The organism is Bacillus sp. PAMC28748, from assembly GCF_014250415.1.
Classification (GTDB): Bacteria; Bacillota; Bacilli; order Bacillales; family Bacillaceae; genus Bacillus; species Bacillus licheniformis.
The window spans coordinates 3,019,211-3,044,896 of sequence record NZ_CP060192.1 but is presented as its reverse complement, the minus strand read 5'-3'; the positions used below and the strand labels follow the sequence as shown (position 1 = coordinate 3,044,896).

General features: G+C 47.0%; 30 protein-coding genes. All 30 read right to left on the bottom strand.

Going from position 1 to position 25,686, the window contains the following annotated elements:
* Positions 1 to 56 precede the first annotated feature (56 nt).
* Complete coding sequence (gene tsf / locus H7F26_RS15670) at positions 57 to 938, bottom strand: translation elongation factor Ts (RefSeq protein WP_003181832.1); 882 nt, start codon at positions 936 to 938, stop codon at positions 57 to 59.
* A gap of 100 nt (positions 939 to 1,038) precedes the next feature.
* A complete protein-coding gene (gene rpsB, locus H7F26_RS15665) occupies positions 1,039 to 1,779 on the bottom strand; it encodes a 30S ribosomal protein S2 (RefSeq protein WP_003181828.1) in 741 nt (246 codons plus the stop codon).
* Between the two features lie 153 nt (positions 1,780 to 1,932).
* Entirely contained in the window at positions 1,933 to 2,445 is a 513-nt protein-coding gene (locus H7F26_RS15660) for a DUF6115 domain-containing protein (protein ID WP_003181825.1), read from the bottom strand.
* Positions 2,446 to 2,539: 94 nt separating this feature from the next.
* Positions 2,540 to 3,304, bottom strand: coding sequence for a FliA/WhiG family RNA polymerase sigma factor (locus H7F26_RS15655; protein ID WP_003181822.1), 765 nt, complete (start codon positions 3,302 to 3,304; stop codon positions 2,540 to 2,542).
* A gap of 22 nt (positions 3,305 to 3,326) precedes the next feature.
* A complete protein-coding gene (locus tag H7F26_RS15650) occupies positions 3,327 to 3,833 on the bottom strand; it encodes a chemotaxis protein CheD (protein ID WP_003181820.1) in 507 nt (168 codons plus the stop codon).
* On the bottom strand, positions 3,830 to 4,459 hold the full coding sequence (locus tag H7F26_RS15645) for a chemotaxis protein CheC (RefSeq protein ID WP_003181818.1): 630 nt from the start codon (positions 4,457 to 4,459) through the stop codon (positions 3,830 to 3,832). Before H7F26_RS15645 ends, H7F26_RS15650 begins: the two co-directional genes overlap by 4 nt.
* 10 nt (positions 4,460 to 4,469) lie before the next feature.
* A complete protein-coding gene (locus H7F26_RS15640; RefSeq protein WP_003181816.1) occupies positions 4,470 to 4,946 on the bottom strand; it encodes a chemotaxis protein CheW in 477 nt (158 codons plus the stop codon).
* A 23-nt stretch (positions 4,947 to 4,969) separates the two neighbouring features.
* Positions 4,970 to 6,991 (bottom strand): chemotaxis protein CheA, encoded by a 2,022-nt coding sequence (locus tag H7F26_RS15635; protein WP_003181814.1) that lies wholly within the window; start codon positions 6,989 to 6,991, stop codon positions 4,970 to 4,972.
* Between the two features lie 5 nt (positions 6,992 to 6,996).
* A complete protein-coding gene (locus tag H7F26_RS15630; RefSeq protein WP_003181813.1) occupies positions 6,997 to 8,070 on the bottom strand; it encodes a protein-glutamate methylesterase/protein-glutamine glutaminase in 1,074 nt (357 codons plus the stop codon).
* Complete coding sequence (locus H7F26_RS15625; RefSeq protein WP_003181811.1) at positions 8,067 to 8,954, bottom strand: MinD/ParA family protein; 888 nt, start codon at positions 8,952 to 8,954, stop codon at positions 8,067 to 8,069. The genes H7F26_RS15630 and H7F26_RS15625 overlap by 4 nt, the downstream gene beginning before the upstream one ends.
* Before the next feature lie 2 nt (positions 8,955 to 8,956).
* Positions 8,957 to 10,069 carry a flagellar biosynthesis GTPase FlhF gene (flhF, locus tag H7F26_RS15620; protein ID WP_003181810.1) on the bottom strand — a complete coding sequence of 371 codons (1,113 nt, stop codon included), beginning with the start codon at positions 10,067 to 10,069 and terminating at the stop codon, positions 8,957 to 8,959.
* Positions 10,066 to 12,102: a flagellar biosynthesis protein FlhA gene (gene flhA, locus H7F26_RS15615; protein ID WP_003181808.1), complete on the bottom strand. Its 2,037-nt coding sequence runs from the start codon at positions 12,100 to 12,102 to the stop codon at positions 10,066 to 10,068. Before flhA ends, flhF begins: the two co-directional genes overlap by 4 nt.
* A 33-nt stretch (positions 12,103 to 12,135) precedes the next feature.
* On the bottom strand, positions 12,136 to 13,215 hold the full coding sequence (gene flhB / locus H7F26_RS15610; RefSeq protein ID WP_003181806.1) for a flagellar biosynthesis protein FlhB: 1,080 nt from the start codon (positions 13,213 to 13,215) through the stop codon (positions 12,136 to 12,138).
* Positions 13,215 to 13,991 (bottom strand): flagellar biosynthetic protein FliR, encoded by a 777-nt coding sequence (fliR, locus tag H7F26_RS15605; RefSeq protein ID WP_003181804.1) that lies wholly within the window; start codon positions 13,989 to 13,991, stop codon positions 13,215 to 13,217. Before fliR ends, flhB begins: the two co-directional genes overlap by 1 nt.
* Before the next feature lie 7 nt (positions 13,992 to 13,998).
* Positions 13,999 to 14,268 (bottom strand): flagellar biosynthesis protein FliQ, encoded by a 270-nt coding sequence (gene fliQ / locus H7F26_RS15600; RefSeq protein WP_003181801.1) that lies wholly within the window; start codon positions 14,266 to 14,268, stop codon positions 13,999 to 14,001.
* A 15-nt stretch (positions 14,269 to 14,283) separates the two neighbouring features.
* Positions 14,284 to 14,949, bottom strand: a complete 666-nt coding sequence (gene fliP, locus H7F26_RS15595; protein ID WP_009328512.1) for a flagellar type III secretion system pore protein FliP — start codon at positions 14,947 to 14,949, stop codon at positions 14,284 to 14,286.
* Positions 14,942 to 15,616, bottom strand: a complete 675-nt coding sequence (gene fliZ / locus H7F26_RS15590) for a flagella biosynthesis regulatory protein FliZ (protein ID WP_003181797.1) — start codon at positions 15,614 to 15,616, stop codon at positions 14,942 to 14,944. The genes fliP and fliZ overlap by 8 nt, the downstream gene beginning before the upstream one ends.
* Positions 15,617 to 15,628: 12 nt before the next feature.
* Positions 15,629 to 15,991: a chemotaxis protein CheY gene (locus tag H7F26_RS15585; protein ID WP_003181796.1), complete on the bottom strand. Its 363-nt coding sequence runs from the start codon at positions 15,989 to 15,991 to the stop codon at positions 15,629 to 15,631.
* A gap of 26 nt (positions 15,992 to 16,017) precedes the next feature.
* Positions 16,018 to 17,151, bottom strand: coding sequence for a flagellar motor switch phosphatase FliY (gene fliY, locus H7F26_RS15580; protein WP_003181794.1), 1,134 nt, complete (start codon positions 17,149 to 17,151; stop codon positions 16,018 to 16,020).
* Entirely contained in the window at positions 17,141 to 18,139 is a 999-nt protein-coding gene (gene fliM / locus H7F26_RS15575) for a flagellar motor switch protein FliM (protein ID WP_003181789.1), read from the bottom strand. Before fliM ends, fliY begins: the two co-directional genes overlap by 11 nt.
* A gap of 35 nt (positions 18,140 to 18,174) precedes the next feature.
* Positions 18,175 to 18,606 (bottom strand): flagellar basal body-associated protein FliL, encoded by a 432-nt coding sequence (gene fliL, locus H7F26_RS15570; protein WP_009328514.1) that lies wholly within the window; start codon positions 18,604 to 18,606, stop codon positions 18,175 to 18,177.
* A complete protein-coding gene (locus H7F26_RS15565) occupies positions 18,603 to 18,818 on the bottom strand; it encodes a swarming motility protein SwrD (RefSeq protein ID WP_003181786.1) in 216 nt (71 codons plus the stop codon). The genes fliL and H7F26_RS15565 overlap by 4 nt, the downstream gene beginning before the upstream one ends.
* 42 nt (positions 18,819 to 18,860) lie before the next feature.
* Positions 18,861 to 19,652, bottom strand: a complete 792-nt coding sequence (gene flgG, locus H7F26_RS15560; protein ID WP_003181784.1) for a flagellar basal body rod protein FlgG — start codon at positions 19,650 to 19,652, stop codon at positions 18,861 to 18,863.
* Positions 19,653 to 19,679: 27 nt separating this feature from the next.
* On the bottom strand, positions 19,680 to 20,147 hold the full coding sequence (flgD, locus tag H7F26_RS15555; RefSeq protein WP_003181782.1) for a flagellar hook assembly protein FlgD: 468 nt from the start codon (positions 20,145 to 20,147) through the stop codon (positions 19,680 to 19,682).
* Positions 20,147 to 21,526: a flagellar hook-length control protein FliK gene (locus tag H7F26_RS15550; protein ID WP_003181780.1), complete on the bottom strand. Its 1,380-nt coding sequence runs from the start codon at positions 21,524 to 21,526 to the stop codon at positions 20,147 to 20,149. The genes flgD and H7F26_RS15550 overlap by 1 nt, the downstream gene beginning before the upstream one ends.
* 1 nt (position 21,527) lies before the next feature.
* Positions 21,528 to 22,139: a MotE family protein gene (locus H7F26_RS15545; protein ID WP_003181778.1), complete on the bottom strand. Its 612-nt coding sequence runs from the start codon at positions 22,137 to 22,139 to the stop codon at positions 21,528 to 21,530.
* Positions 22,140 to 22,152: 13 nt separating this feature from the next.
* A complete protein-coding gene (fliJ, locus tag H7F26_RS15540; protein WP_003181776.1) occupies positions 22,153 to 22,596 on the bottom strand; it encodes a flagellar export protein FliJ in 444 nt (147 codons plus the stop codon).
* A 2-nt stretch (positions 22,597 to 22,598) separates the two neighbouring features.
* Entirely contained in the window at positions 22,599 to 23,912 is a 1,314-nt protein-coding gene (gene fliI / locus H7F26_RS15535) for a flagellar protein export ATPase FliI (protein ID WP_009328517.1), read from the bottom strand.
* Entirely contained in the window at positions 23,912 to 24,679 is a 768-nt protein-coding gene (fliH, locus tag H7F26_RS15530) for a flagellar assembly protein FliH (RefSeq protein ID WP_016885763.1), read from the bottom strand. The genes fliI and fliH overlap by 1 nt, the downstream gene beginning before the upstream one ends.
* Positions 24,663 to 25,679 carry a flagellar motor switch protein FliG gene (gene fliG, locus H7F26_RS15525; protein WP_003181768.1) on the bottom strand — a complete coding sequence of 339 codons (1,017 nt, stop codon included), beginning with the start codon at positions 25,677 to 25,679 and terminating at the stop codon, positions 24,663 to 24,665. Before fliG ends, fliH begins: the two co-directional genes overlap by 17 nt.
* Positions 25,680 to 25,686: the final 7 nt, after the last annotated feature.

The following is a 25,686-nucleotide window of genomic DNA, read 5'->3' as shown; positions in this document are numbered from 1 at the left end:
CCTATTTTCCTTGAAAAGATCCTGCCGTGTGTTTTATGGCAAGCGGCTTTTCAATCTTATTTTTTCACTTGGTTCATAACTTCTTCAGCAAAGTTTTCTTGGCGTTTTTCGATACCTTCTCCAACTTCGTAGCGGACGAACGTTTCAACCGTTGCGTTTTTCGCAGCAACGACCTGTTTCACTTTTTCATCCGGGTTTTTAACGAACGCTTGATCAAGCAGGCAGATTTCTTCGAAATATTTGTTCAGGCGGCCTTCAACCATTTTTGCGACGATGTTTTCAGGCTTGCCTTCTTGAAGCGCCTGCTGAGTCAAGATTTCGCGCTCGCGGTTCGCTTCTTCTTCTGACACTTGGTCGCGGGAAATGAAGCGAGGGTTTACAGCTGCAACGTGCATTGCGATGTCTCTTGCTGTTTCTTCGTCAGTTGTGCCGTTAAGGACAGTCAATACGCCGATTTTTCCGCCCATGTGCAGGTATGCGCCGAATGCAGCGTCATCGCCTTTTGTCAGGACAGCGAAGCGGCGAAGCGTGATTTTTTCTCCGATTTTAGCAACCGCGCTTGTGATGTATTCTTCTACAGTTGAACCGTTAGCCATTTTTTGACCCATAGCAGCTTCAACGCTTTCAGGCTTTTCAGCCAGAATGTGGTCAGCCAGGTCGTTCAAAAGCTCCTTGAAGCCTTCGTTTTTCGCAACGAAGTCCGTTTCAGAGTTCACTTCAAGAATAACGCCTGTGTTGCCGTCGGTTTTGATCAAAGTCAAACCTTCAGCCGCGATGCGGTCAGCTTTTTTGGCAGCCTTTGCGATTCCTTTTTCTCTTAGAAGATCGATCGCTTTATCCATGTTGCCGTCAGTTTCAGTTAACGCTTTCTTGCAGTCCATCATGCCTGCGCCAGTTTTTTCGCGAAGCTCTTTTACCATTTGTGCAGTAATTGCCATTTTTGATTTCCTCCTTATATATCAAACAAAATATGTAAATGTTGATCTGGTGAAAAAAAAGGTGATAAAAGGCAGACCCCCTTATCACCTTTTGACCAGGTTAAGCAGTTGTTGTTTCAGTTGTTTCTGCTTCTTTCGCTTCTGTTTCAGCTGATTCTTCACCTTGTTTTGCTTCAAGGATGGCATCTGCCATTTTAGAAGTCAGCAATTTAACAGCGCGGATGGCGTCATCGTTCGCAGGGATGACAACATCGATTTCATCAGGATCGCAGTTTGTGTCAACGATTCCGATGATCGGAATGTTCAGTTTGCGCGCTTCTGCAACCGCGATGCGCTCTTTGCGAGGATCGATAATGAACAGTGCGTCAGGAAGCTCTTTCATTTCTTTGATTCCGCCGAGGAATTTTTCAAGACGCTCTAATTCTTTTTTCAATTGAACGACTTCTTTTTTAGGAAGTACGTCAAATGTGCCGTTTTCCTGCATTTTTTCGATATCTTTAAGGCGTTTGATACGCTTTTGGATCGTTTCAAAGTTTGTTAATGTACCGCCAAGCCAGCGTTGGTTGACATAGTACATTCCAGAACGTTCCGCTTCTTCTTTAACAGAGTCTTGAGCTTGCTTTTTCGTACCGACGAAAAGGATTTTTCCTCCGTCAGCTGCAAGGTTTTTCGTGAAGTTGTATGCTTCTTCAACTTTTTTGACTGTTTTTTGAAGATCGATGATGTAGATTCCGTTACGCTCCGTGAAGATGTAACGCTTCATTTTTGGGTTCCAGCGGCGCGTTTGGTGGCCGAAGTGAACACCAGCTTCAAGCAATTGCTTCATAGAAATGACTGACATGTGTTATTTCCTCCTAATATAATGGTTTTTTTCCTCCGCTTAGGTCATTTTTATGCAGGACTGCACGCGAGAATCGCACAGCACCGCTTGCATAAATCGTTAAGCGTGTGTAATTAACACCAAGAAATAATATAACATAAGCTTTCTCGACAATCAAGAATCGTTTTTGAGCTTTCCGCGAAATTTTAAGAAAAGCTCGATTTCTGTTTTCCCGCTTTTCAGCTGTCTTGCGATTTCCTCCGGAGAGAGCCCCTTTTCATATAATGCGAGAGCTTCTTCTTCATAGGATATGGATGCTTCCTGCTCCTTTTGATTGAGCTCATCCTCTTCCTGCTCCACCTCATTGATCATCGCTTCGATGTGAAGCGGCAGATCGCGCGATTCGTCCGCTTCCGGAAGGACGGGGGTTTGAGCGGGAATTTCAGGCTGTGTTTCCGGTCTTTGCGGCTCTTTTTCGGCATTCGCCCGAATCTCTTGAACGAGTTTTTCATTTTCGTCTTTTAACTCCATCAAAAAAGCGGTCAATGTATTCTCGGTTTCTTCCAAAAGCTGTTTTTGCTCTTTCTCCGCTGCCTTGAAAGCGCTGAGCCTCGTATTCAAAATGATGACGAAATAAATCAATATACCGTGGAGCGTGAAGCTCACAAGCCATAATATTGTTGACATATTTTTCACTCGCTAACCATGAAATTTAATCAAAAAAAGACTTCCCGTCGGACGCTTAAAAAATGCTGCCGGTTTCATGCCGGCAGCTTACATGCTATTGTACCACTTTATCCAGCAGATGCTTCAATTTCAAAAGCGCCTTGGAGTGAATCTGTGAAATACGGGAAGTCGACAAATTCAAAACCTGTCCGATTTCCGTCAGCGTCAGCTCTTCTTTATAGAATAAGCTGATCACGAGCTGCTCTTTTTCTGATAGCTCGTTTATTTTTTCCGCAAGCTGGGAGATCAGTTCGTCTTTGAGCATTTTTTCTTCAGGCGTGCTCGTTTTGTCGTCCCTTATCATCACCTGGACGTTCTCCCCGTCTTCATGGTCGTGAAGCTTCTCATCAATTGAAAGGAGGTTCGCAAAGAAACCTTCATTGATTGTGGTCACGACGTCTTGTTCGCTCATTCCCAGCTCAGCTGCGATTTCGCTCGGCGAAACATTTCTTAAGTAACGCTGTTCGAGCTTTTCGATCGCTGCTTCCACTTTCTTCGTTTTTTCACGGGACGTTCTCGGAAGCCAGTCTTCTTTGCGAAGACCGTCGATGATAGCGCCTCTGATTCTGAAGGAAGCGTATGTATCAAACTTCAAATCCCTTCCCGGATCAAATTTTTCAAGGGCATCATACAAACCCAGCATGCCAAGGCTGACCAAATCGTCTTTATGAACGGACTTGGGCAAGCCGACGGCTATCCGGCCGACATGATATGTCACAAGCGGCATATAGCGGCGGATTAAATCATCGCCTGCCTGAGGATCTTTCCATTCTTTCCACCGCGACCAAAGCATCTGATCTTCATAGTTCAAGGATTGCATCTTTATCCCCCTATATTGCTTATTAAATCGTTGTTACACCTTGTTTAACTGTCCGGATGACAAGTTCAGCTGATTGCGGATCGAACTCGATCGTCCTTCCGCTGTTTCCGCCTGTATCCTCGCTTACAATCGGAATGTTTAAGAGAGATAGATGTTTTTTAATCGCAAGCACATTTCTTGGCCCGACTTTCATCAAATCATTTGTCATCTTAAATTTAAACATTTCGGCTCCTCCGGCCATTTTCGCTTTCAAAGCGTATTTTCGGCATCCGGCTTCAAGCAGCATCTTGACCGTCGCTTCGACGGCTGTGTCCGCGTATTTTGCCACGTTGATGTCCGGCGTCTTGGATAAGGAAGAGTCCGGAAGCATGACGTGGACGAGACCGGCCGTCTTTGCTTCCAAATCATACAGCACGAGCCCGACGCACGAACCGAGACCCGATGTTCTGATCTTGTCGGGAGTGCGGACGATTTTTACATCGGCAATTCCCACTCTGATAATCGATGTTTCTTTTTCTAAGATTTTCATAGCGCTGCACCCAATGCATGAAAGAGCTTTTCAAAAGAATCATAGTCCGGCAGAAGGAACAAATGCGCTTTAACTTTCCGGTTGTGCTCCTCGTCAAAAATGGAGTTGTCGATCACGATAACTTGATCTCCGACTTGGCTGAGCTCGATCAGCCCTTCGCTGATGACGGCTCCGAACATATCTAGCGTCAGTTCTGGGACGCTCGGGTACATTTGCCGGTTTGTCAAATCAGCGAGAGCGGTCAAATAAGATCCCGCCATAATGTTTCCGAGTTCGTGCAGGGCAGAGGCTCCGATATCGTTCGGCGTCATGCTGTCAATCTCGAATTCCGGATTGCCGACAAGCTCCCTGATCAGCTGCTCGGCCTCTGAAAAAGGCATGATCACGAACATAGAACCTGGAAAATCCCCTTCCATGCGCAAAAAGATGCTTGCGACAGGAAGATCTGCACCGCCGAATAGGTTGACAAGCTCATCAAACGACATCAGCTTGACAAACGGCACTTCCATTTCGATTTTCCTGTTCAGCAACAGGGCCAGGGCGGAAGCGGAATGGCCCGCTCCGATATTCCCGACTTCCCGCAATATATCAAGATGCTCTTCTCTAATTCCGTTAAATACGCTCATCATTGGCTCCTTATTTCTTCACATTTTCAGAAGCGGCGGCAAGGCTCGACTTCCGGTTTAAAACAGCTTCAGAGTCAATCAGATTGAGAAGTCTGGACCCTTGCTTGACGATGCCTTTAATCCATTGCCTGCCGTCTTTTCCTACCGTTTCGGGAGCCGATTCAATTTCCTCTTCCTCGACTGTGATGACATCGTTCGCCTCATCCACCACCCAGCCGACTTCAATGTCCTGATGGGTGATGATGATGATTCTCGTTTCATCAGTAATCGTGTCTCCAGGCGCTTCAATCCGCTTTCTTAAATCGATGACAGGTGTGACAACACCTCTCAAATTAATGACGCCGCAAATATACGGTTCCACTCCCGGCACCCTTGTTGGCTGCTGCCATTTTTCAATGGACATTACTTCTGATACAGAGATGGCATACTCTTTATGATTTACTTTGAACACAATCATTTTCTCACCGGTGGTAGTCTGTGTGGTCAAGAGGATCGCTCTCCTTTCGCTTTCTATTTAATAAGGGCGTTGCAGTCGATGATCAGGGCTACTTGTCCGTCTCCCAAAATCGTCGCGCCGGAAATGGCAAAGACGTTTGTTAAATAATCGCCGAGTGATTTTAATACGACTTCCTGCTGGCCGATAAAGGAGTCGACAACAAATGCCGTCAGCTTGTCTCCTTTTTTCACGACGATGACGTGAAGCTGATCAAGATCATCTGAAGAATCCTCAACATTAAACTGTTCTTTCAGGTAAACCACCGGTACGATATGGCCCCTGAAATCGATCACTTCGCGGTCGTGCGTTTGAAGAATATCTTTCTTATCGATGACAGCCGTTTCTATAATAGAAGAAATCGGAATCGCAAACGTTTCATTTTCAAGTTTGACTAACAGCACGGAAATGATCGACAGTGTAAGCGGAAGCTGGATGGAGAAAAGCGAACCTTCGCCTTCGCTCGATTTGATGCTGACAGAACCGCCCAACGATTCCAGCTTGCTTTTGACAACGTCTAAGCCGACTCCGCGTCCTGAAATATCCGAGATTTGATCTGCGGTTGAGAATCCCGGCGCAAAAATGAGCGCGTCGATTTCATGATCTTCGATCGTTTCGGCTTCGCGTTCAGTAATGACGTTGCGCTCAAGCGCTTTTTCGAGCACCTTTTTGCGGTTGATGCCGGCGCCGTCATCCTCCACCTCGATAAAGACATGGTTACCGCTGTGGTATGCTTTCAGGCGGACTTGACCGGTTTCAGGTTTACCGTTTTTCACCCTGACTTCAGGCGCCTCGATCCCGTGATCAAGGCTGTTTCTCAAGAGGTGGACAAGCGGGTCGCCGATTTCGTCTATTACCGTTCTGTCAAGCTCTGTTTCCGCTCCGAAAATCGACAGCTCGATCTTTTTATTTAATTCTTTTGTCAGCTGGCGGACCATGCGCGGGAATCGGTTGAACACCGTTTCTACCGGAACCATTCTCATATTGAGGATGATCGACTGCAGGTCGCCTGAAATTCTAGTCATCCGTTCGACGGTTTCCGTTAATTCGCTGTGTTCTAGCTCTTTGGCGATCTGCTCTAAGCGCCCCCTGTCAATGACCAGCTCTTCAAACAGGTTCATTAATGAATCGAGGCGGTCGATGTTGACGCGGATCGTCTTCGTTCCGCCGCCTGCCGCAGGTTTCGCCGCGTCTTTTTTGCCGTCCGGCTGCTTAGCCGGTTTTTTCTCCGCCTCTTTCGGTGCGGTTTCTTTTTCGGATGCGGCGGGCTTCGCTTCTTCTTGTGCCGAAAAATCGTTTTTCAGCTCGGTCACTTCTATTTTTTCAATTTCAGATACGCCGTTGATTTTGTTGAAAATCTCTTCTTTTCCGTGTTTGCTTAAAAAGCAGATGACGAATTCGGAATCAAAATCCTCCGATTCAAGGACTTCTGTTTCCGGAATCGTTTTAACGACTTCGCCGACCTCGTTCAGCTGCTCAAATACCATGTACACCCGAACGCCCTTCAACAGACAGTCCTCTTTCAATGCAACTTTGATTTCGAAACATTTAAAGCCTTGTTCCTCAGCTTCGGCGATGACCGTTCGTTGAAATTCGTCATAGGACCATTTCGTTTCGGAAGACGCCGCTTCAGGCGCTTCTACCGCTGCTGCCGTCTCCTTGTTTGCCCCTGTCACATCAAGCTTGGCGCAGACTTCGGAAACATCTCTTTTGCCGTCGCCGCCTTCGATGATCGAAAGGACGATTGCTTCAAGGTCATCGAGCGCTTCAAACATGACGTCCATCCACTCTGACGTGATGGTCATTTCTTCATTTCGAATCGCATCCAGCACGTTTTCCAGACTGTGCGTTAAATGAGCCATGTCTTCATAGCCCATCGTTGCGCTCATCCCTTTCAAGGTATGAGCCGCTCTGAAAATATCATGGACAAGCTGCAAGTCTGTCGGATTTTTTTCGAGTTCGAGCAATTTTTCGTTACAGGTTTGCAAATGTTCTCTGCTTTCTTCAATAAAGACGTCTAAATATTGATTCATATCCATATGAGTCACGCCCTCTCTTTTTTCATATACGTCATAATGGCTGCGGCAATCTCATCAACATGCTTGATGTCGTTTGCAAGCCCGTTGTTAATGACCGATTTCGGCATTCCGAAAACGACGGACGACTCGGCTGCTTCGGCGATCACCGTTCCGCTCCCATGTTTCAAAAGGCCTTTTACGCCTTCTGTTCCGTCGCTTCCCATCCCCGTCATAATGACGGCGATTTTTTCAAACTCCCGAAGTGAGGCCAGGGATTGAAACAAGTAGTCAACAGAAGGCTTGTGGCGGCTTTCTGTGTCGCGGTCATCGAGCGTGATCACCAATTCGCCCTTTTCAAGGCCGACCGCCATGTTTTTTCCTCCGGGTGCAATGTAAACCCAGCCGTCTTTCGCTCTCTCACCGTTTTCAGCCTCCTTCACGGTTACTTCTGAGAGGTGGTTCAGCCTGTTCGCTAATGAGGCCGTAAAGCCCTTTGGCATGTGCTGAACGATAAAAACAGGCGCCTTCAACGTTTTGGGAAGCTTGGGAAGCACTCTTTGCAGCGCCCTCGGCCCCCCTGTCGATGTACCAATGCAGATGAGCTGTTTTCCAGCCCGAAAGCGGACTGAATCGCTGCCGCCCACAATCGGCTGCTTCGCCGTCTCGATGGCGGGCTTTGAGATCGGAACTTGCCGGCCTTTCAGTTTCACCCGTCCTGCTGTCAAAACCTTCTCAATCAGCATGTCTCTTACTTTATATAAATCTATTGAAATCGAACCCGACGGCTTCGCGACGAAATCGATCGCCCCAAGCTCCAGACATTCGATCGTGATATCTGCTCCCTGCTGCGTCAGGCTCGATACCATGACAACCGGAAGCGGATCGCTCGCCATAATCCTTTTCAACGTTTCTTTTCCGTTCATCACAGGCATTTCAATATCCAATGTGATCACATCCGGACGGAGCTCCTTGATTTTTTGGAGCGCTTCCTCGCCGTTTCTTGCCGTTCCTGCTACAGCAATCTCGTGATTGGATGTTAAAAACTTGGTGATCATGTTTCTCATAAAAGCAGAGTCGTCAACGACAAGAACACGAATCATAATGTATTGCCCCTCCTCAGGAATGAAGATAATTTTTCGATAAAGGACCGGTTTTCGCCCATTTCCGTTCTGCCGTTATGAAGCAGCGATTCGGCCAGCAGGTAAACCGCCCTGCTCGGCTTGGAACGCGGACTCTTTATCAGAAACGGCTGCTGCTCCACAACGGCTCTTGAGACCAGGGGATCCTCAGGAATCGGCCCTGCATATGCAAGCTTTTGCTGCAAAAAAGCGTTTACCGTGTTGGAAAGGCGGAGAAAAGCAGAAATTCCGTCTTTTTGGGTTGTACAGCGATTGACAACGACTTTCAGCTGAAGATCGCGTCCGGTTAATGCCAAATGCTTGATCGCACTGTATGCGTCCATGATGGATGTCGGCTCCGGCGTGGTGACGACCAGAATTTCATCCGCTGACAGGACGAAAGGCAGCTGATCTTTTGACAGCCCCGCTCCCATGTCAAATATGACATAGTCGAAGCTTGTCAAAGCCCGCGTCAATTCCTTCAGAAAAAACGCCCAGTTTTCCCTGTTCAATTCGAACATTGCATCCAGCCCGGTTCCGCCCGAAATGTATTGAAGGCCTCGCGGGCCGGCTGACAAGGCGCGCTCAAACGGCATTTTTTGCTGGAGGAGGTCCATCACCGTGTAGAGCGATTGCCGGCCGATCAGAATATCAATGTTCCCCATACCGACATCAAGATCGATCAACAGCACGCTCTTTCCTTTTTCCAGAATGGCGAGAGCCGTATTCAGCGATACATTCGACTTCCCGACGCCTCCTTTTCCGCTCATGACAGCGAGCGTTTTCGCTTTTGGATGAGCGATAGCGGCGGGCGGTTCGGCAAAGCGTTGCCCCATCCGCCTTCGTAAGCTTTCTGCCTGATCCATGTTCAACACCCCGTAAGCAGTCTGACAAATGCTGCGTTTGACAAGTAGCGGATATCCTCCGGAACATTTTGTCCGTTTGTAATATAGCCGAGGCCGATTCTCGATTCGGCGAGCAGATTCATGACGCTTCCCAACGAATCGGTCTCATCCACTTTCGTGAATATCAACTGATCGATCGGAATGCTTGAGAACTGCTTAATGAGCTCCTTCATATCCTCGTACTTGCTCGTCGCGGACATGACGAGAAACGCCTGTATCTTACGCTCAAACGGAATGATTTCCTTCAGCTCCCTGACATATTGCCCGTCTTTGAAATTCCGGCCCGCCGTATCAATGAAGACGTGGTCAAAATCGGCGAACTTTTGCTGGGCAGCTTTAAACTCTTCTTTCGTGTAGCACACCTCAAGCGGCGCATTCAGAAGCTCGGCATATGTCCTGAGCTGTTCAACCGCTGCAATCCTGTACGTATCGGTCGTGATAAAAGCGATTTTTTTCTGCTTTTCCAGTACAGAAGAAGCGGCGAGCTTTGCCAATGTCGTCGTTTTGCCGACTCCGGTCGATCCGAAGAGCACGACATATTGCGAATGAATCGCCACGTCCTGTTCCAGATTATCGGGAAGAAGATCGGCCAAAGCATCTGTTAAGTGCGCCAGCGTCTTTTCATCCGTCCACTCTTCGCCGTCTCTTAAAGAAGTGCTGATCAACCGGCCGAGCGCTTTCGTACGGATGGCCGGCGATACCCCTTTCTTTGCCAGGAGCTGGTCCGCCTTTTTCAGCGGTTCAGGCAGCACATCAACAGGCTGCTCATGATGCCGCATTTCCAGCAGTTCTTTCAGCTCTTTCACTTGGCTTGCCAAATCAAGATGGTCCGGCTGCGGGACAGGCGAAGGGCTTTGTTCCCGGAAAACGGGCTTTTGACGCTCTTGCTTCCTTGCGTCGGAAAAGTCCTGGTCGACGACCGCGATCACTTCAACCCCGGTTTTTTTCACAAAGCCGAGAAATTTTCTCTTTTGAATTTTTTTAGAATTCAAGATTACGGCGTCATTCCCGAGCTCCTGTATAATTTGCTTTGTGGCTTCCTGCATAGAACCAGCTACAAATTTTTTGATTTTCATTGAATATCCACCACTCCGATGCTTTGAACTTCTACATTGGCTTCCAATTCGTTATAGGAAAGAACCGGCAGATCAGGGAAATAGCGCTCAAGCAGCTGCTTGACATACATTCTGACAGGCGGCGAACATAGAAGGATCGGCACTTCCTGCCTCAATGAGAGCTGTTCGATTTCTCTTGCTACAGATTGAATGATATTTTCGGATAATGTTGGTTCAAGAGATAAAAAGTTGCCGTGTTCAGTCTGCTGAATTCCTTCCGCCACGGCCTTTTCGACGCGGCCCGAACAAGTCACCACTTTCAGCGTCTCATTTTCCTTCGCATATTGGGCGGTGATCTGCTTGGCCAGAGCCTGTCTGACATACTCGGTCAGCATATCTGAATCCGTCGTCAGCTTTCCGTAGTCGGCCAGCGTTTCAAAGATTGTCACCAAGTTCCTGATCGATACTTTTTCTTTCAGAAGTTTTGCCAGCACTTTCTGAATGTCACCGACAGACAGCGGATTCGGCGAGACCTCTTCGACCAGTACAGGATAAGATTCTTTCAAGTGGTCGATCAGCTGTTTCGTTTCCTGTCTTCCGATCAGCTCATGGGCGTGCTTTTTCACCTGCTCCGTAATATGGGTCGATACGACTGAAGCCGGATCGACAACCGTGTACCCGAGCATTTCGGCCTGATCTTTCTGAGATTCCGGTATCCATTTAGCCGGAAGACCGAAGGACGGTTCGATTGTGTCAATCCCTTCGATCTGATCGTCTTCGCCTGTCGGAGACATCGCCAGAAAGTGATCGAGGAGAAGCTCGCCTTTCGCGACTTCGTTTCCTTTAATTTTGAGCCTGTACTCGTTCGGCTGAAGAGCGATGTTATCCCTGATTCTGACGACCGGAATGACAAGTCCGAGTTCAAGCGCGAGCTGGCGCCTGATCATGACAATTCTGTCCAACAGATCGCCGCCCTGATTTGCATCTGCAAGCGGAATCAATCCGTAGCCGAATTCAAACTCGATCGGATCAATATCAAGCAGATGGACGACGCTTTCGGGGCTTTTTAATTCATCCACTTCAGCTTCTTCCTCAAGGATATCCTCCACTTTTTCCTTCTCTTCACCGGCTTTGGAGAGCATATAGCCGCCTGCGGCGAGAAGAAGAGCCAGAGGGCCTGTCAGGAGAATGCCGATCGGCGTGAAAATCCCGAGCAGGAAAATCGTTCCCGCCGTGACATACAAAAGCTTCGGATAGGCAAACAGCTGGCCTGTAATATCGTGGCCGAGGTTTCCGTCCGACGCCGCTCTTGTCACGACGATACCCGTCGCCGTTGAGATCAAGAGCGCAGGCAGCTGAGATACGATTCCGTCGCCTACAGACAGGAGTGTAAAGTGTGAAGCGGCTTCCTGAATGCTCATTTGTTTTTGCAGCATGCCGATGACAATTCCGAAAATGACGTTGATAAGGACGATGATGATCCCTGCGATCGCATCCCCTTTCACGAATTTGCTCGCTCCGTCCATCGCTCCATAGAAGTCGGCTTCACGGGCCACCTTCTCACGGCGCACCTTCGCTTCCTGCTCGGTCACCATTCCGGCATTCAAATCGGCATCAATGCTCATCTGTTTTCCCGGCATGGCGTCGAGCGTGAATCTGGCAGCAACTTCAGATACCCGTTCCGCCCCTTTCGTTATGACGATAAATTGAATAATGATCAAAATGATAAAGACAACGAGACCGACCAAAACGTTTCCGCCGACAACGAAAGACCCGAACGTCTCGACTACTTTTCCCGCATCACCGTTGGACAGAATCGAACGCGTCGTCGATACATTCAGCCCAAGGCGGAACAGCGTCAAGAGGAGCAGCAAAGAAGGAAAAATCGAAAATTGCAGCGGTTCTTGCATGTTCATTGTGGTGAGAAGCACGATTAACGCAAGAGAAATATTAACGATAATTAAGATGCTCAACATCCATGTTGGAAAGGGTATGATAAGCATTGCCACAATGAGGACAACGCCGGATAAAATAGATAAATCTCTTGCAGACATGCTGTTTCTCTCCTTTTAAAACTGAAAAATTCACTAGATTTTTTGCTTTGTTTTGTAAACATAGGCCAGGATTTCGGCTACGGCCTTAAAGAATTCTTCCGGAACGGCCTGGTCGATCTCAACCTGGTCATAGAGCGCCCTTGCCAAAGGCCTGTTCTCGACCGTCATGACATCGTGTTCTTTGGCGATCTGCCTGATTTTCAGAGCCATTAGATCGACCCCTTTTGCGATGATAAACGGCGCATCCATTTTGTTTTCGTCGTATTTCAATGCGACGGCGTAATGGGTCGGGTTTGTGATGATGACATCCGCTTTTGGCACTTCCTGCATCATGCGGCGCATCGCCATTTCCTTTTGCTTCTGCTTGATCTTCGACTTGATCAGAGGATCGCCTTCGGTTTTTTTGTATTCGTCTTTGATGTCCTGTTTTGACATGCGAATATTTTTTTCATAGTCAAATTTTTGATAGAGGTAATCGAGCACCGCGAGAAAAATTAATGCGACTGCAGCGGAAACCCCCATTAAAAAGGTTAGCCAGCCGACATATGACAAAGCCTCGCCAGCCGACAGCGCCGGGATTCTGAGAATTTTGTCAAAGTTCAGCCATAAAACGGCGAATGTCACGCCTCCGACAATCACGATTTTTAAAATCGATTTAAGCAGTTCAACGATCGCCCTGATGCTGTAAATCCGCTTGAATCCATTAAGCGGGTCAAGCTTTTTCAAATCAGGCTTGATCGCTTCAGGGGCAAATAAAAACCCGACTTGCATATAGTTGCTCAATACCCCAGAGACGACGGCTGTCAGCAAAAGCGGTGCCATAATGAGGCCCGATTCAAGCACAACACTTTGAAACAGGCCGGGAATATTGGCGACTGACACCTTCATCGTGATTAATTCTTTGTAATACTTTTCGATCAGGCCGAGCAGGCGGTCTCTCATAAAAGGTCCGATGAATAAAAAGGATAAAAACACGATGAGAAGAGTGACCGCCGTATTGACATCTGCACTTTTGGCAACCTGACCTTTTTTTCTGCTTTCCCGCCGTTTTTTCGGCGTCGCTTTTTCCGTTTTTTCACCTGCGAAAAATTGCAAATCCAACGTCAGCTTCATCATGCCACCCCAAGCAAAGTTAATAGATCTCTCATTGTCCGAATGGCAAATTCGAAGACGTGCTGCATCATGCTGAACATAACGGCCATGCAGATGATGAGCATGATAAAGGTGATCGCGATTTTCAAAGGAAGCCCGACGACAAACACGTTGAGCTGCGGCACCGTTCTCGCCACAATCCCCAATGCCAGATCGACTAAAAACAAACAAGCCACAACAGGCGTAGACAATTGAAATGCTGTAATAAACATCGTATTGAAGCTTTTTGCGATAAACTCGGCAAATTCTTCGCTTCCAAACGACAGCGCCATCTTGTCGACCGGAATGTATTGATAGCTGTAATAGATCCCGTCAAGCAGGAGATGATGCGCATTCAGGCTCAGCATGAGAAGCAGCGCCATCGTATATAAAAACTGGCCGACAAGCGGGCTTTGCGCCCCTGTCTGTGGATCGATCACATTCGCCACCGCAAATCCCATTTGAAAATCAATGAACGATCCGGCGATTTGAACGGCTGAGATCATCATGTAAGCGATCAGCCCAAGCAGAAGTCCGATGAGCGCTTCCTTCATGGCCAACATCATGTAAATTCCGTCAACGTCAAGGTGAGGAGGCTTTTCAATCGCTTGAAAACTGACGAGCGCAAGAAAAAATGCAAAACCTATTTTATGAACGGCCGGAATTGTCCGATAAGAAAATAGAGGCACCGTTACATAGAATGCTGTGATTCTGACAAACACAAGTAAAAAGGCTGGAAATGATTCGATTATTGACATGTTAAAACTACCCTGCAAAACGGTTTAAATTAGAGAACAGCTCAGTCGCGAATGACAAAATCGTCGACAGCATCCACGGGCCGAAAACGACGAGTCCGACCAAAACGGCGACGATTTTCGGAATGAATGCAAGAGTCTGTTCCTGTATTTGGGTGGTTGCCTGAAAAACGCTGACGATCAGCCCGACGAGAAGAGCGAGCGCCAAAAGCGGCCCGCTGATAAGCAATGTAACGTATACAGCCCTTTCAGCCATCGATATAACAAATTCTGAATTCATGTATTAGCACCTACTCTAAAAGCTTTGCAGCAAAGATTTAACGATTAAATACCAGCCATCTACAAGCACAAACAGCAAAATCTTAAACGGCAGTGAAATCATGACCGGCGGAAGCATCATCATCCCCATCGACATCAAAACACTTGCCACAACCATATCGATAATCAGAAACGGTATAAATATCATAAATCCCATTTGAAACGCGGTTTTCAATTCCGAGATGACAAACGCAGGAACCATAGTTGAAAGCGGAATATCATTGATGGACTCAGGCGTTTCCATCTTTGCGTAATTCATAAATAAAGCCAGATCTTTCTGTCTTGTATGCTTGCTCATAAATGTTTTGATCGGGGCTTCCGCTTTTGTATAAGCTTCATCCAAGGTGATTTTATTGTTCATTAAAGGCGTCAGCGCTTCTTTATTAATCTCTGAAAAAGTCGGCCCCATAATGAAAAATGTCAGGAACAGTGCAAGTCCGATCAGCACCTGGTTTGGGGGCATTGACTGTGTTGCCAGCGATGTCCGGACAAAGGACAGGACGATGACAACCCTTGTGAAACAAGTCATCAAGATCAAGATACCCGGAGCGATCGAAAATACTGTCAAAAGCAGCAAGAGCCGGACGCTGGCGCTGACATTTGCCGCATCGCTTGAATTAAATAAATCCATAAACTCATTCATGTTGATTTTGGCCTTTCTTTCTGCCTTCTGCGCGATTTTGTTTCAGTTCCGCAAGCTGTGCTTTTAACGACTCGGAAAAAGATGCCGTGCCGCTATGTTTTTGCACGCCTGGAACTTTGACTTGATCCATCCATTTCTGCCATTCAATCTTGCTGTTCATCGCAGCTTCATGCTGCGTGAGAATTTCTTTATATTCCTTTTCATCATCGATCTCTTTCAGCAGCTGGATATTTTCGCCGACACCGACGACCAGCACCCTGTTTCCTACTTTAATCAGCTGTACGGACTTGTTTTGCCCGAGTGAAGTCCCGCCGATGTTTTCAACATACTGGAAGGGTTTTAGCAAACGGTTGCGTTTATTCATGAATTTGACCAAAGCATAGATCAGAAAAATGACGAACAGTAACGCGCCGATCATTTTCACAAAATCAAATATGGAAACGGAAGGAGACGGGGGTTCGGTCTCCGCCTCTTCCTTTAGAGAACTTTTTTCCTCGGTTTTGTCTTTGTCTTTTGCTTTTTCTTTCTCTTTGCCCGCACCTTTTTGCTCAAACAGATGATCAACGGTCTGGTCCCCCGATTCCTCTGCGAGAGCCGGAGCGTACGGCAATGCGAGAAAGGCGCATAGACAAAGGCCGGCTATGAAAATAAGAGGTTTCTTAAACAAGTTGTACACCCTTTAGCTTAGCGTTTTATTGATGGCTTCCATGACGCGGTCAGCCTGGAACGGTTTGACGATAAAGTCTTTCGCTCCCGCCTGGATGGCGTCGATAACCATCGATTGCTGGCCCATTGCCGAACACATGATGATTTTTGCCTGCGGATCGATTTCCTTGATTTCTTTAAGAGCCGTGATTCCGTCTTTTTCCGGCATCGTGATATCCATTGTGACAAGATCAGGTGAATGCTCTTTATACTTTTCAACAGCCTGTGCCCCGTCTTGCGCTTCTGCGACGACTTCAAAGCCGTTTTTCACCAAAATATCTTTAATCATCATTCTCATAAATGCTGCATCATCAACTACTAAAATCTTGTAAGCCATTATTAATCTCTCCAATCAATCTGTTATTATCGTAATTTGCTGATTCGTTCAGCCTGACTCAAAATGTCTGTCACCCTGACGCCGAAGTTTTCGTCTATGACGACGACTTCGCCTTTAGCAACGACGCGCTGGTTGACCAAGATGTCAACAGGCTCACCGGCGAGTTTGTCAAGCTCAATGATACTGCCGGTTGACAGTTCAAGCACCTCTTTGACGCTGCGGTTTGTCCTCCCCAGCTCGACCGTGACGGACAAAGGAATATCCATGAGCATGTCAAGGTTTTGAAGGTGCGGCTGCGCTTCAGTCTGAGGGGCAAAGGATTGAAACTCTGCCGGTGCCACCTGCACAGGCTCTGAAACTTTTGCCGTCCCTTGCCGTTTAGGCGCAGGCTCCTGTCTCTGTGTCTGAGCAGGTGCCGAATTCGGATTAGGCGCCGGTTTTTCCTGTACGGGCGTCTGTACCTCTTCAGTCTTCACAGGCTCTTCTCCGCCGTCCTGATTTGTTAATTCATCAATCAGATCTTTTGCAAAGGTCAGCGGATAAAGCTGCATAATATGCGAATCGATCAGATCTCCGACTTTTAGTCTGAAAGATACTTTGACGAGCGGGTCCTCTTTCGGAATTTGCTCTGTCCCTTCCCCTTCTTTCACATCAAGGAGGTCAACTTCCGGCGGAGAAATATCGATCTTCTTGCTGAAGACGGTGGACATCGATGTCGCAGCGGAACCCATCATTTGGTTCATCGCTTCCTGAACGGCGCTTAGATGAATTTCGCCAAGCGACGGATCTGCGTTCGTCCCGTCTCCCCCCATCATCAAGTCAGCAATGATCGCGGCATCTTCCTGCTTGATGACGAGAAGATTGTTTCCTGAAAAACCTTCTGTATAGCTCACACCGATTGAAACATACGGGTGCGGGAACTCATCATTTAAATGGCTTTTTTCAATCACCGAAACAGTCGGCGTTGTAATTTCGACTTTTTGATTCAATAAAGTGGACAAAGCTGTTGCAGAGCTCCCAAAGGAAATGTTTCCGATTTCCCCGATCGTATCCTGTTCCATCAGGGACAACCCTGATTCTGGCTGCTCTTGAGCCGTATCATCGCCGCCTTTAAGCAGCGCATCAATTTCATCCTGTGATAACCTATTGTTATTCTCCATATTCTTCACCTCTTATGTCGTGATCTAGAATTTGAATCGCAGTCTTTCGATTCATTCGGCCGGCTTGTGCTAGAAATTTCGGTTTATCTCCGACCAAAACAGTAAGAGGTTCTGCTACTGATTTGTCCAAAGTGATACAATCTCCAATTTCTAAATTTAAAAACTCTTCAATGGTTAATTCCGATGATCCGAGTTCTGCGACAATTGGAATTTGCGCCGTCAAAATCCGCTTTTCTATCGACTTTGTTTCCTCCGGTTTTGGTTCAATTCTGTCTGATTGCATCCAGTAGTGAACGGAAAGCTTAGGAATGATCGGTTCCAGGACGACGTGCGGGATGCACAGGTTGATAACCCCGCTGATGTCTCCTATTTGCGTGTTCAGCGAAATGACAACGACCGTCTCATTCGGCGATACCATTTGCACAAACTGCGGATTCACTTCAAAATCGGACATTTCCGGCTCGATTTCCGTGATGGATTCCCACGCATCTTTGTAATTCGTGAGACAGCTTTCGAATAAATTGGACATGATTTTCGTCTCAATCTCCGTCATGCTGTCAATTTTGTTGTGGCTCGAGCCGATCCCGCCCATCACCCGGTCCATCATCGTATAGGCGATGGTCGGGTTGATCTCCATCATGATTCTTCCTTCAAGAGGGCGAACCTCAAACAGATTGAGGATCGTCATATTCGGAATCGATCTGATGAATTCCTCATACGGAACCTGATCAACCGAGCTGACCGAGATTTGGATATAGGTTCTCAACTGAGCTGAGAAATAAGTCGTTAGCAGCCTTGCAAAGTTATCGTGAATCCTGGTCAAGCTGCGGATTTGATCCTTTGAAAAGCGGAGCGCCCGTTTAAAGTCATAGACTTTTACTTTTTTAACGGACTCTTCTTTTTTCAGCTCGTCGGCGTCCATTTCACCGGTCGATATCGCTGAAAGCAGTGCATCGATTTCATTTTGGGAGAGCACTTCTCCTGCCATCTGTTTTCACCTCCATGGTTCTGTCATCTATGTTCCTACTGCAGATTAAAGGAGGTAATGTACACAGTTTTCACTTTTCCCTCTTTCATGTAGTTCGTGTTCAGCTTTTCTTTCAGCTGTTCTTTAAATTTTTCTTTTCCTTTTTGTCCTTCAAGCTCATCTGCGTTCGTGTTCGCCAAAAGGGAGATGACTGAATCTTTAATTTGGAAATCCCGCTTTTCAAGCTCTTCTTTCGCCTCTTTCGAATCGGTTTCAAGCTTGATTGACAAACGGACTACATTGTCTGATTTCAAGTTTGTCGTGATTTCGGCGACTTCAACTGAAGATTCGACCACTTCATCGATCGAAGGTTCTGCGTTTTGATCTTTTTCACTTGCGCTTCCCTTGATGACAAAGAACGCAGCGGTTCCCAACACAGCAATTGCCAAAATAATCGTCATCATAATTCCTAGAAGTTTTTTATTCATTCAGATTCCTCAATTCTTTGGTCACAAGAAAGTATTTGGATTTTTTGATAGAATGACACGATTGTATCCACAACTGTATCTTCATCTTCTTTGACAACAAACTTTTTTCCGTTGGACAGCGTAATTGTCGTATCCGGAAAACATTCAATTTGCTCAATGAATAGTGCATTCAGAATAAAGGGCTGTCCGTTTAATCGCGTAACTTTGATCATGTGTTATCAAGAGGCGCCTTCACGAGGGCGCCTCCTTCCCTCCTATCGCTTCAGATTGACGAGTTCCTGAAGAATTTCATCAGAGGTTGTAATGATTTTCGCATTGGACTGGAAGCCGCGCTGCGCGATAATCATTTCGGAAAATTCTTCTGAAAGGTCGACGTTCGACATTTCAAGCGCACTCGTTTGAATTTTTCCTGAGCCGCCTTCCCCAGGTACAACGACTTGCGGATCTCCCGAACTCAATGTTTCGCGGTAAAGGTTGTCTCCAGCTTTTGATAATCCGGATGTGTTGCTGAATGTCGCAAGCGAGATCTGGCCGGCGGTCTGGTTCTCGTTGTTTTGATCGACATAAGAAACGGTTCCGTCAGGAGCGATGCTGAAGCTTTGCGCGTCTTGCGGAATGTTGATTCTTCCATTATTGGCCGTTAAGACGAACAGCCCGTCAACAGTGACGAGGTCACCTTCATCAGATCGGTAGAAGTTTCCTGATCTTGTGTAGTACACTTCATCTCCTGATCCGACGCGGAAGTAGCCGTCTCCTGTAATGGTCATGTCAAGCTGGCGGCCTGTTGTCGAAGGCGCTGCGTTTGTGTGAATGATATCGATCGATCCGATCGTTGCACCGAGTCCGACCTGCTGGCCGTTTACAGAGCCGCGGTTTGCAGTAGACGACGACGCGCCGGAAAGCTGCTGGCTGACAATATCTTTAAACGTAACCCGGCTTTTCTTATAGCCTGCCGTATTGATATTCGAGATGTTGTTGGCGACGACATCAAGCTTTGTCTGAAAGTTTTTCATGCCGCTGATTCCTGAGTATAGTGAACGTAACATAATTATTCCTCCCTGAATTGTCTGTTTTTATTTATCAGAATGGCTTACCGCCGTCACATTCCACGGATTGACTTCGGTTCCATCGTCAAGGACAAGCAGATACTGTCCGTCTGAGCTTTTAACTGATTTGACGAGCGCCGTTTTTTCTTCGCTGTCTTCGCCTTCATAGGTGACTTCTTTTCCGATCCAGCTGACATACATCGTCATCGGGTCCTGAAGTCCGACGAACGTCGACATCGTTGTGTTCAGATTCGTTAGCTGCTCTAGGCTTGAAAAGGTCGCCATTTGCGCAATGAATTCGCGGTCTTCCATCGGATTTAAGGGATCTTGGTACTGCAGTTGTTTCATCAGCAGTTTCAAAAATTCATCCTTCCCAAGATTGGAGCCGCTCCCTGCTTTCTCGGCTTTTTTTGCCTCGGATAAAAAATCGGATGTCGTCGATTTCGTGTTTGTTGTTCCTAAGGCGGTTCTGGTATCAATTGAAGTATCAGACATTAGATCTCCTCCTCGCTGTCCTGTGATCGAGTCTCGATAAGCTCATCCAGAAACTCCTGAAAATCCTCATTTTCCTGCTTACTTTGCTGATCTTGCTTCGGCTGATGCTGGTTTTTCTCATCGTCCGCCAGCTGTCCGAAAGTCTGATCGCTGTTTTGAAGCGGAACACCGAAGCGGTCAATTTGCACAGACATGTTGGGCAGCGCCTGTTTAAGATGCGCGAGATTGTGTTCGAGCAGCTCTTTAGCCGACTGGGTCGATGCGATGATTTTGCTTGAAAACATCCCGTGCTGTTTGACGAGCTTGATCGTGATAAAGCCAAGATTTTCAGGATTCAGGCGGATCGTGAAACTGCCTGTCGACCTGCCGAACGGCGTATACTTCATCTGTTTCCATGAGCTGAGAATTTGTTCTGAAAAGCTTTTCGGCTGAGCGGAAGCTTCCTCTGCCGCCGAAGGCTGGAGACCCTGGATCAGCGCTGTGCCTGTCCGATGATTGGCCAGTACAGAGGATTGAATCGGCTGTTCCTTTTGGCCTTGCTTTCCTTCAGTTTGAATTTCTCTTCTGTTCAAAACAAAGGACAACGGCTTCTCAGAAAGAGAAACATCGGTTTTCTTGCTCATGAGCATTGCCTTGAGTTCGCTTTCGGCCATTTTCCACTCTTTTTGATCCGGTTCAGCGTTTGCGTTCATCATCTGCTCCATTAAGCTTTTCAAGCTTTTCAGCTCGGTGTTTGACATGGACAAAAGCTGCGATTGGCTCGGATCTTTCGTGAAAAATTGACGTTTAAGCTCATCAATCAGCCCTTCTGCTCCCGCCTTTGTTTGAAGAGCGGCGAGAAATTCCGGCGCCTGTTTCAATAATTCTGCGATTTGCGAAGTTTTGAGTGACGGTTGATTTTCATTTACAATCGCAGCTAGCAGCTGCTGAATCTGGCCGAGAATTTGCAGGTCGGGCTTTTTCGGCTCTTCTGTCCCGCTTTCGTCGGCAGGCAAAGCTTTAGCATCAGCCGTTTTGCCTGATTGTTCAGGCAGGGCGGCTTTTTCAAGCAGCTCTTTTATTTGTTGTAACAGCTGTTCTGCCAATGCCAGTTCATCCGGAGATGCATTCAGCTCTTCAAGCTGCTGAAGGGAATTCAGCCAGTCTTCATTGAAAGAGCTGTCTTCCTTATTTGAAAGCCATTGCTTCAGTTCATGCAAAAGCCCTTCCAACGGCGTATCCTGAGAAGGCTCTTCTCCCTTTTGAAAAGGGGAAAGTGAGCTGTTTTCCTTCTGGAGCACATTCTGAAAGAGCGCGCCCAACGGCGTCCTGCTCGTTTTTGCAGGTGCAGTGTCCACCGCAGGTTTGGCATCAAAGGAGATTGCGTCAAAAAGCCTCAAGCTATTCCCCCCCTTCTTTTTTCGCTTCGTTTTTCGCCTCGTTTTTCACAAGCTTTTCTGTGAATACAGCCGCTTTATCAGGAGACATTTTTGAGAGGATCTCAGTCACTTTCTTTTTGCTTAAAGAATCTAAAATATTGATTGCCTCTTCCTCTTTTAATTCGCTTAAAATTTTTGCAGCTTTATTGCTTTGCATGCTTTCATAAATTTTGACGACTTTTCCGTCTCCTTGACCTTCGGCGTTCTTTTTATCCTGCTCTTTTTCATCTTTTTCCGTTTTTTCGAGCGAGCTGATTTTTTGTTTCAGCCTTTTAATCTCTTGATCACTCGTTTTTAAGTCACTCGTCAGCGTTTCGATTTCGCTTTTTTGTTCATCGATCGTCTTTTGGAGCTTTTCTGCTTTGTTCTCCTGCTGTTTAGTTGCGTGATCTATGTCCTGATCCTCGCCGTTTTTCACAAGCTCTTTTACGACGGGAATTTTTGAGGCTGCATCCTGAAAATTGACGCCCAAAAGCCACATGCCGACGAACGCTACAACGATTAAAAAGATCAGCGGAATGACGATGACAAACAAAAATGTCTGAAATTTACCGGCTTTTTTTTCTTCGGTCATCGTTTTTCTACCCCTAGCTTCCTTGAGTTATGTACTGGGCAATGGAGATATCGTCCATTTCCTTTAACTCATTTGCTTTGTTTTGCAGCGAATACATTTCAAACTGCTTTTCTTTCATTTTTTCAAATTTTTTCAGCTCGATATTTTTCTCCGTCAAATCGTGCTGTTTTTCATTCATTTCATTTCTCTTCATCATGACGAGCTTTTGATAATGGTAGATTGTCGTTTCAAGATTTGTGACAAATTGCTGATAATGCCGCATTTCCTGAACGCTCATCCCCGTCTGCATCTTGATTTCCTTGTTTTTTTCCAGCGTTTCTTTTTGGCTCATGCTTTCATACAGCTTTTCCGCGACCTTTTCGAATTCGGAAACTGAGTGCTGATATTCAGCAAATGATTGGTCTTTTTCATTTTCTTTAAGCTCGAGGAGCTTTTGAAATTTAAATGAATAAGCCATTCTTAATCCTCTCTTCCTGTAAGACTCTTTAATAAGGAAATGCTCTCTTCCAGCGATGCCGCTTCATCCACTTCCTGCTTGAGGAAGCTGATCAGCTTAGGGTGGAATTGTATGGCCTCATCAATTTCTCTGGAAGACCCTTTTTTATAGGCTCCTATGTTGATCAGATCCTCTGAGTTTTGATAGGTTGACAGCATTTCCCTGAACCGGTTCGCTGCTCTGATATGGTCTTTCTCGGCGATGTTCGACATCACCCTGCTGATGCTTTTTAAAATGTTGACTGCCGGAAACTGGCCTTTATTCGCAAGGGCTCGGTCAAGAACGATATGGCCGTCCAAGATTCCCCTTACAGTATCGGCGATCGGTTCATTCATATCATCGCCGTCGACAAGAACCGTATAGAAAGCAGTTATTGACCCGCTTTCCGTCGTTCCTGTTCGTTCTAAGAGCTTAGGTAAAATAGCGAACACTGAGGGTGTATAACCTTTTGTCGTCGGCGGTTCGCCCGTCGCCAGGCCGATTTCCCTCTGGGCCATGGCGACCCTTGTCACCGAGTCCATCATGAACATGACGTTTTGTCCTTTGTCGCGGAAGTACTCGGCAATCGCTGTTGCTGTATAGGCCGCTTTCAGACGCATCAGCGCCGGCTGGTCAGATGTAGCCACTACAACGATCGTTCGCTTCAGCCCTTCTTCGCCGAGATCTTTCTCTATGAACTCCCTGACTTCCCGGCCCCGCTCTCCGACAAGAGCGATGACATTCAAGTCTGCGGCCGTCTCTCTCGCAATCATTCCCATAAGCGTGCTTTTTCCGACGCCGCTTCCGGCGAATATCCCGACACGCTGTCCTTTTCCGACGGTCAGCAGACTGTCGATCGATCTGACGCCGACCGCCATTTTTTCTCTGATCGGCGGCCTTTTCATCGGATTAGGCGGCGCCTGGTCTGTCGATACTTGAGCCAGACCTTTCGGAAGCACGCTGCCGTCAAGCGGATTGCCGAATGCATCGACAACTTGTCCGATCAACCCGGAGCCGACTTTGACCCTAAGCGATTCGCCCGTCGCTTCGACAATGCTGCCGGGGGCAATATTGGCCGCTTCCAAATATGGCATCAGAAGAATATTTTGGTCTTTGAAGCCGACAACTTCAGCTTTAATAGCCTTTGGCCCGTCACCTTTTGTATAGATTTTGCAGACATCGCCGATTGAACATTCAGGTCCTTTGGATTCAATCATCAGGCCGACCGCCTGTTTGACTTTTCCGTATCGTTTGTAGGAATCTGCGGTTTCTATACATTCAAGCAGCTGCTTGAGCATCACCGGACAACACCTGCCGTTTCAAGCAGGCTGAGCAGTTTTTGTTTCAGCTGCTGCAATTGAGTGTCGATGCCTGCATCGATTCTTCCGAAAGCCGTTTCAACATAGCACGTTCCTTTCGGCGCTTTTTCATCGGCGTATATCGCGATATGGGCGCCGTATTGGAGGAGCTGCTCAAGTTCGTTTTTGTGGCTTTGAACCTCGGTGTAGTACTCCGGATCTACATAGATGGCAATGTCATCGAATTCCTTCATTTCCGACAGCACCTGTTTTACGAGGGCTGTAAAAGCTTCTTTGTCGTCAGCCTTTTGATTCCAAACTTTTTTAGCCAGTGACACGGCAAGTTCGACAATTTCTTCGGATGATTGTTCGATTTTTTCTTCATAGTCACGTCTAGCCGCCCGGACGATGGCATTGGCTTCATCCAAATACGCTTGATAAGCGCTTCGGGCCTCGGCCTTTCCCTCTTCAAATCCAGCTTGAAAGCCTTCTTGTTTCGCCTGGTCTATCAGCGCTTCGCGTTCTGTTTCCCAGCTTGACCGTTCCTCTTCGATTTGCCGTCTGACCTGTTCGAGTTCAGCGCTCGCTTTTTCGTATATTTTTCCGGCTTCTTGTCTGGCATGGTCGAGGAGGTATTCCGGATCCTGTCCGGTATCAAGTTCGGTTTCTGTCTCAGGAAGTTTGACTTCCTTTAATGAAATCGTCCGCCTTTCTTTTTGCGGTATTGATGATAATCGCTGTTTAATAATGTTAGACAATGATATCATCTCCTCCGCCTCTGGCGATTACGATCTCACCTGCTTCTTCAAGTCTTCGGATGACGCTTACGATTCTCGATTGAGCTTCTTCTACGTCACGCAGACGCACAGGGCCCATGAATTCCATTTCCTCTTTAAATGTTTCAGCCATACGCTGCGACATGTTGCTGAAGACGATGTCTTTGACCTCTTCGCTGGCCACTTTGAGAGAAAGAAGCAGATCGTCGTTTTCCACATCGCGGATAACCCTTTGAATAGCGCGGTTATCAAGCGTAACGATATCTTCAAAGACGAACATCCGCTTTTTAATCTCGTCGGCAAGCTCAGGATCCTGAATTTCAAGGGCGTCAAGGATCGTTTTCTCCGTACCTCTGTCAACTCCGTTCAACACTTCGACTACGGCTTCGATACCGCCGGTCTGCGTGTAGTCCTGAGTGAATGTGGACGATAGCTTTTGCTCCAGAATCTGTTCGACTTCATTGATGATTTCCGGCGACGTCCTGTCCATAACAGCGATCCTTCTTGCAACCTCTGCCTGCACATCCTGATTCAGCTCTGACAATATCTGACCCGATTGCACGGGATCGAGATAAGACAGAATCAATGCGATCGTCTGCGGGTGCTCATGCTGGATAAAGTTCAGAATCTGCTCGGGATCCGCTTTTCTGGCAAAATCGAACGGTCTGACTTGAAGAGACGATGTCAGCCTGTTGATAATGCTGGCGGCTTTGTCTTCGCCGAGCGCTTTGTCAAGCACCTGCTTGGCGTAATGAATGCCGCCTTGAGAAATATATTCTTGAGCAATAGCCGTTTCATGAAATTCCTGAATAATCTCATCTTTTTTCTCAGGTGATACAGCTCTGACATTTGATATTTCAAGCGTCAGCCTTTCGATCTCTTCATCTGTTAAATGCTTGTAAACGGAAGCTGACACATCAAGCCCTAAGGATATCATGAGAATGGCCGCTTTTTGTTTGCCTGTAAGCCTGTCTTGTTTCATTTTTGCCATTTCAATA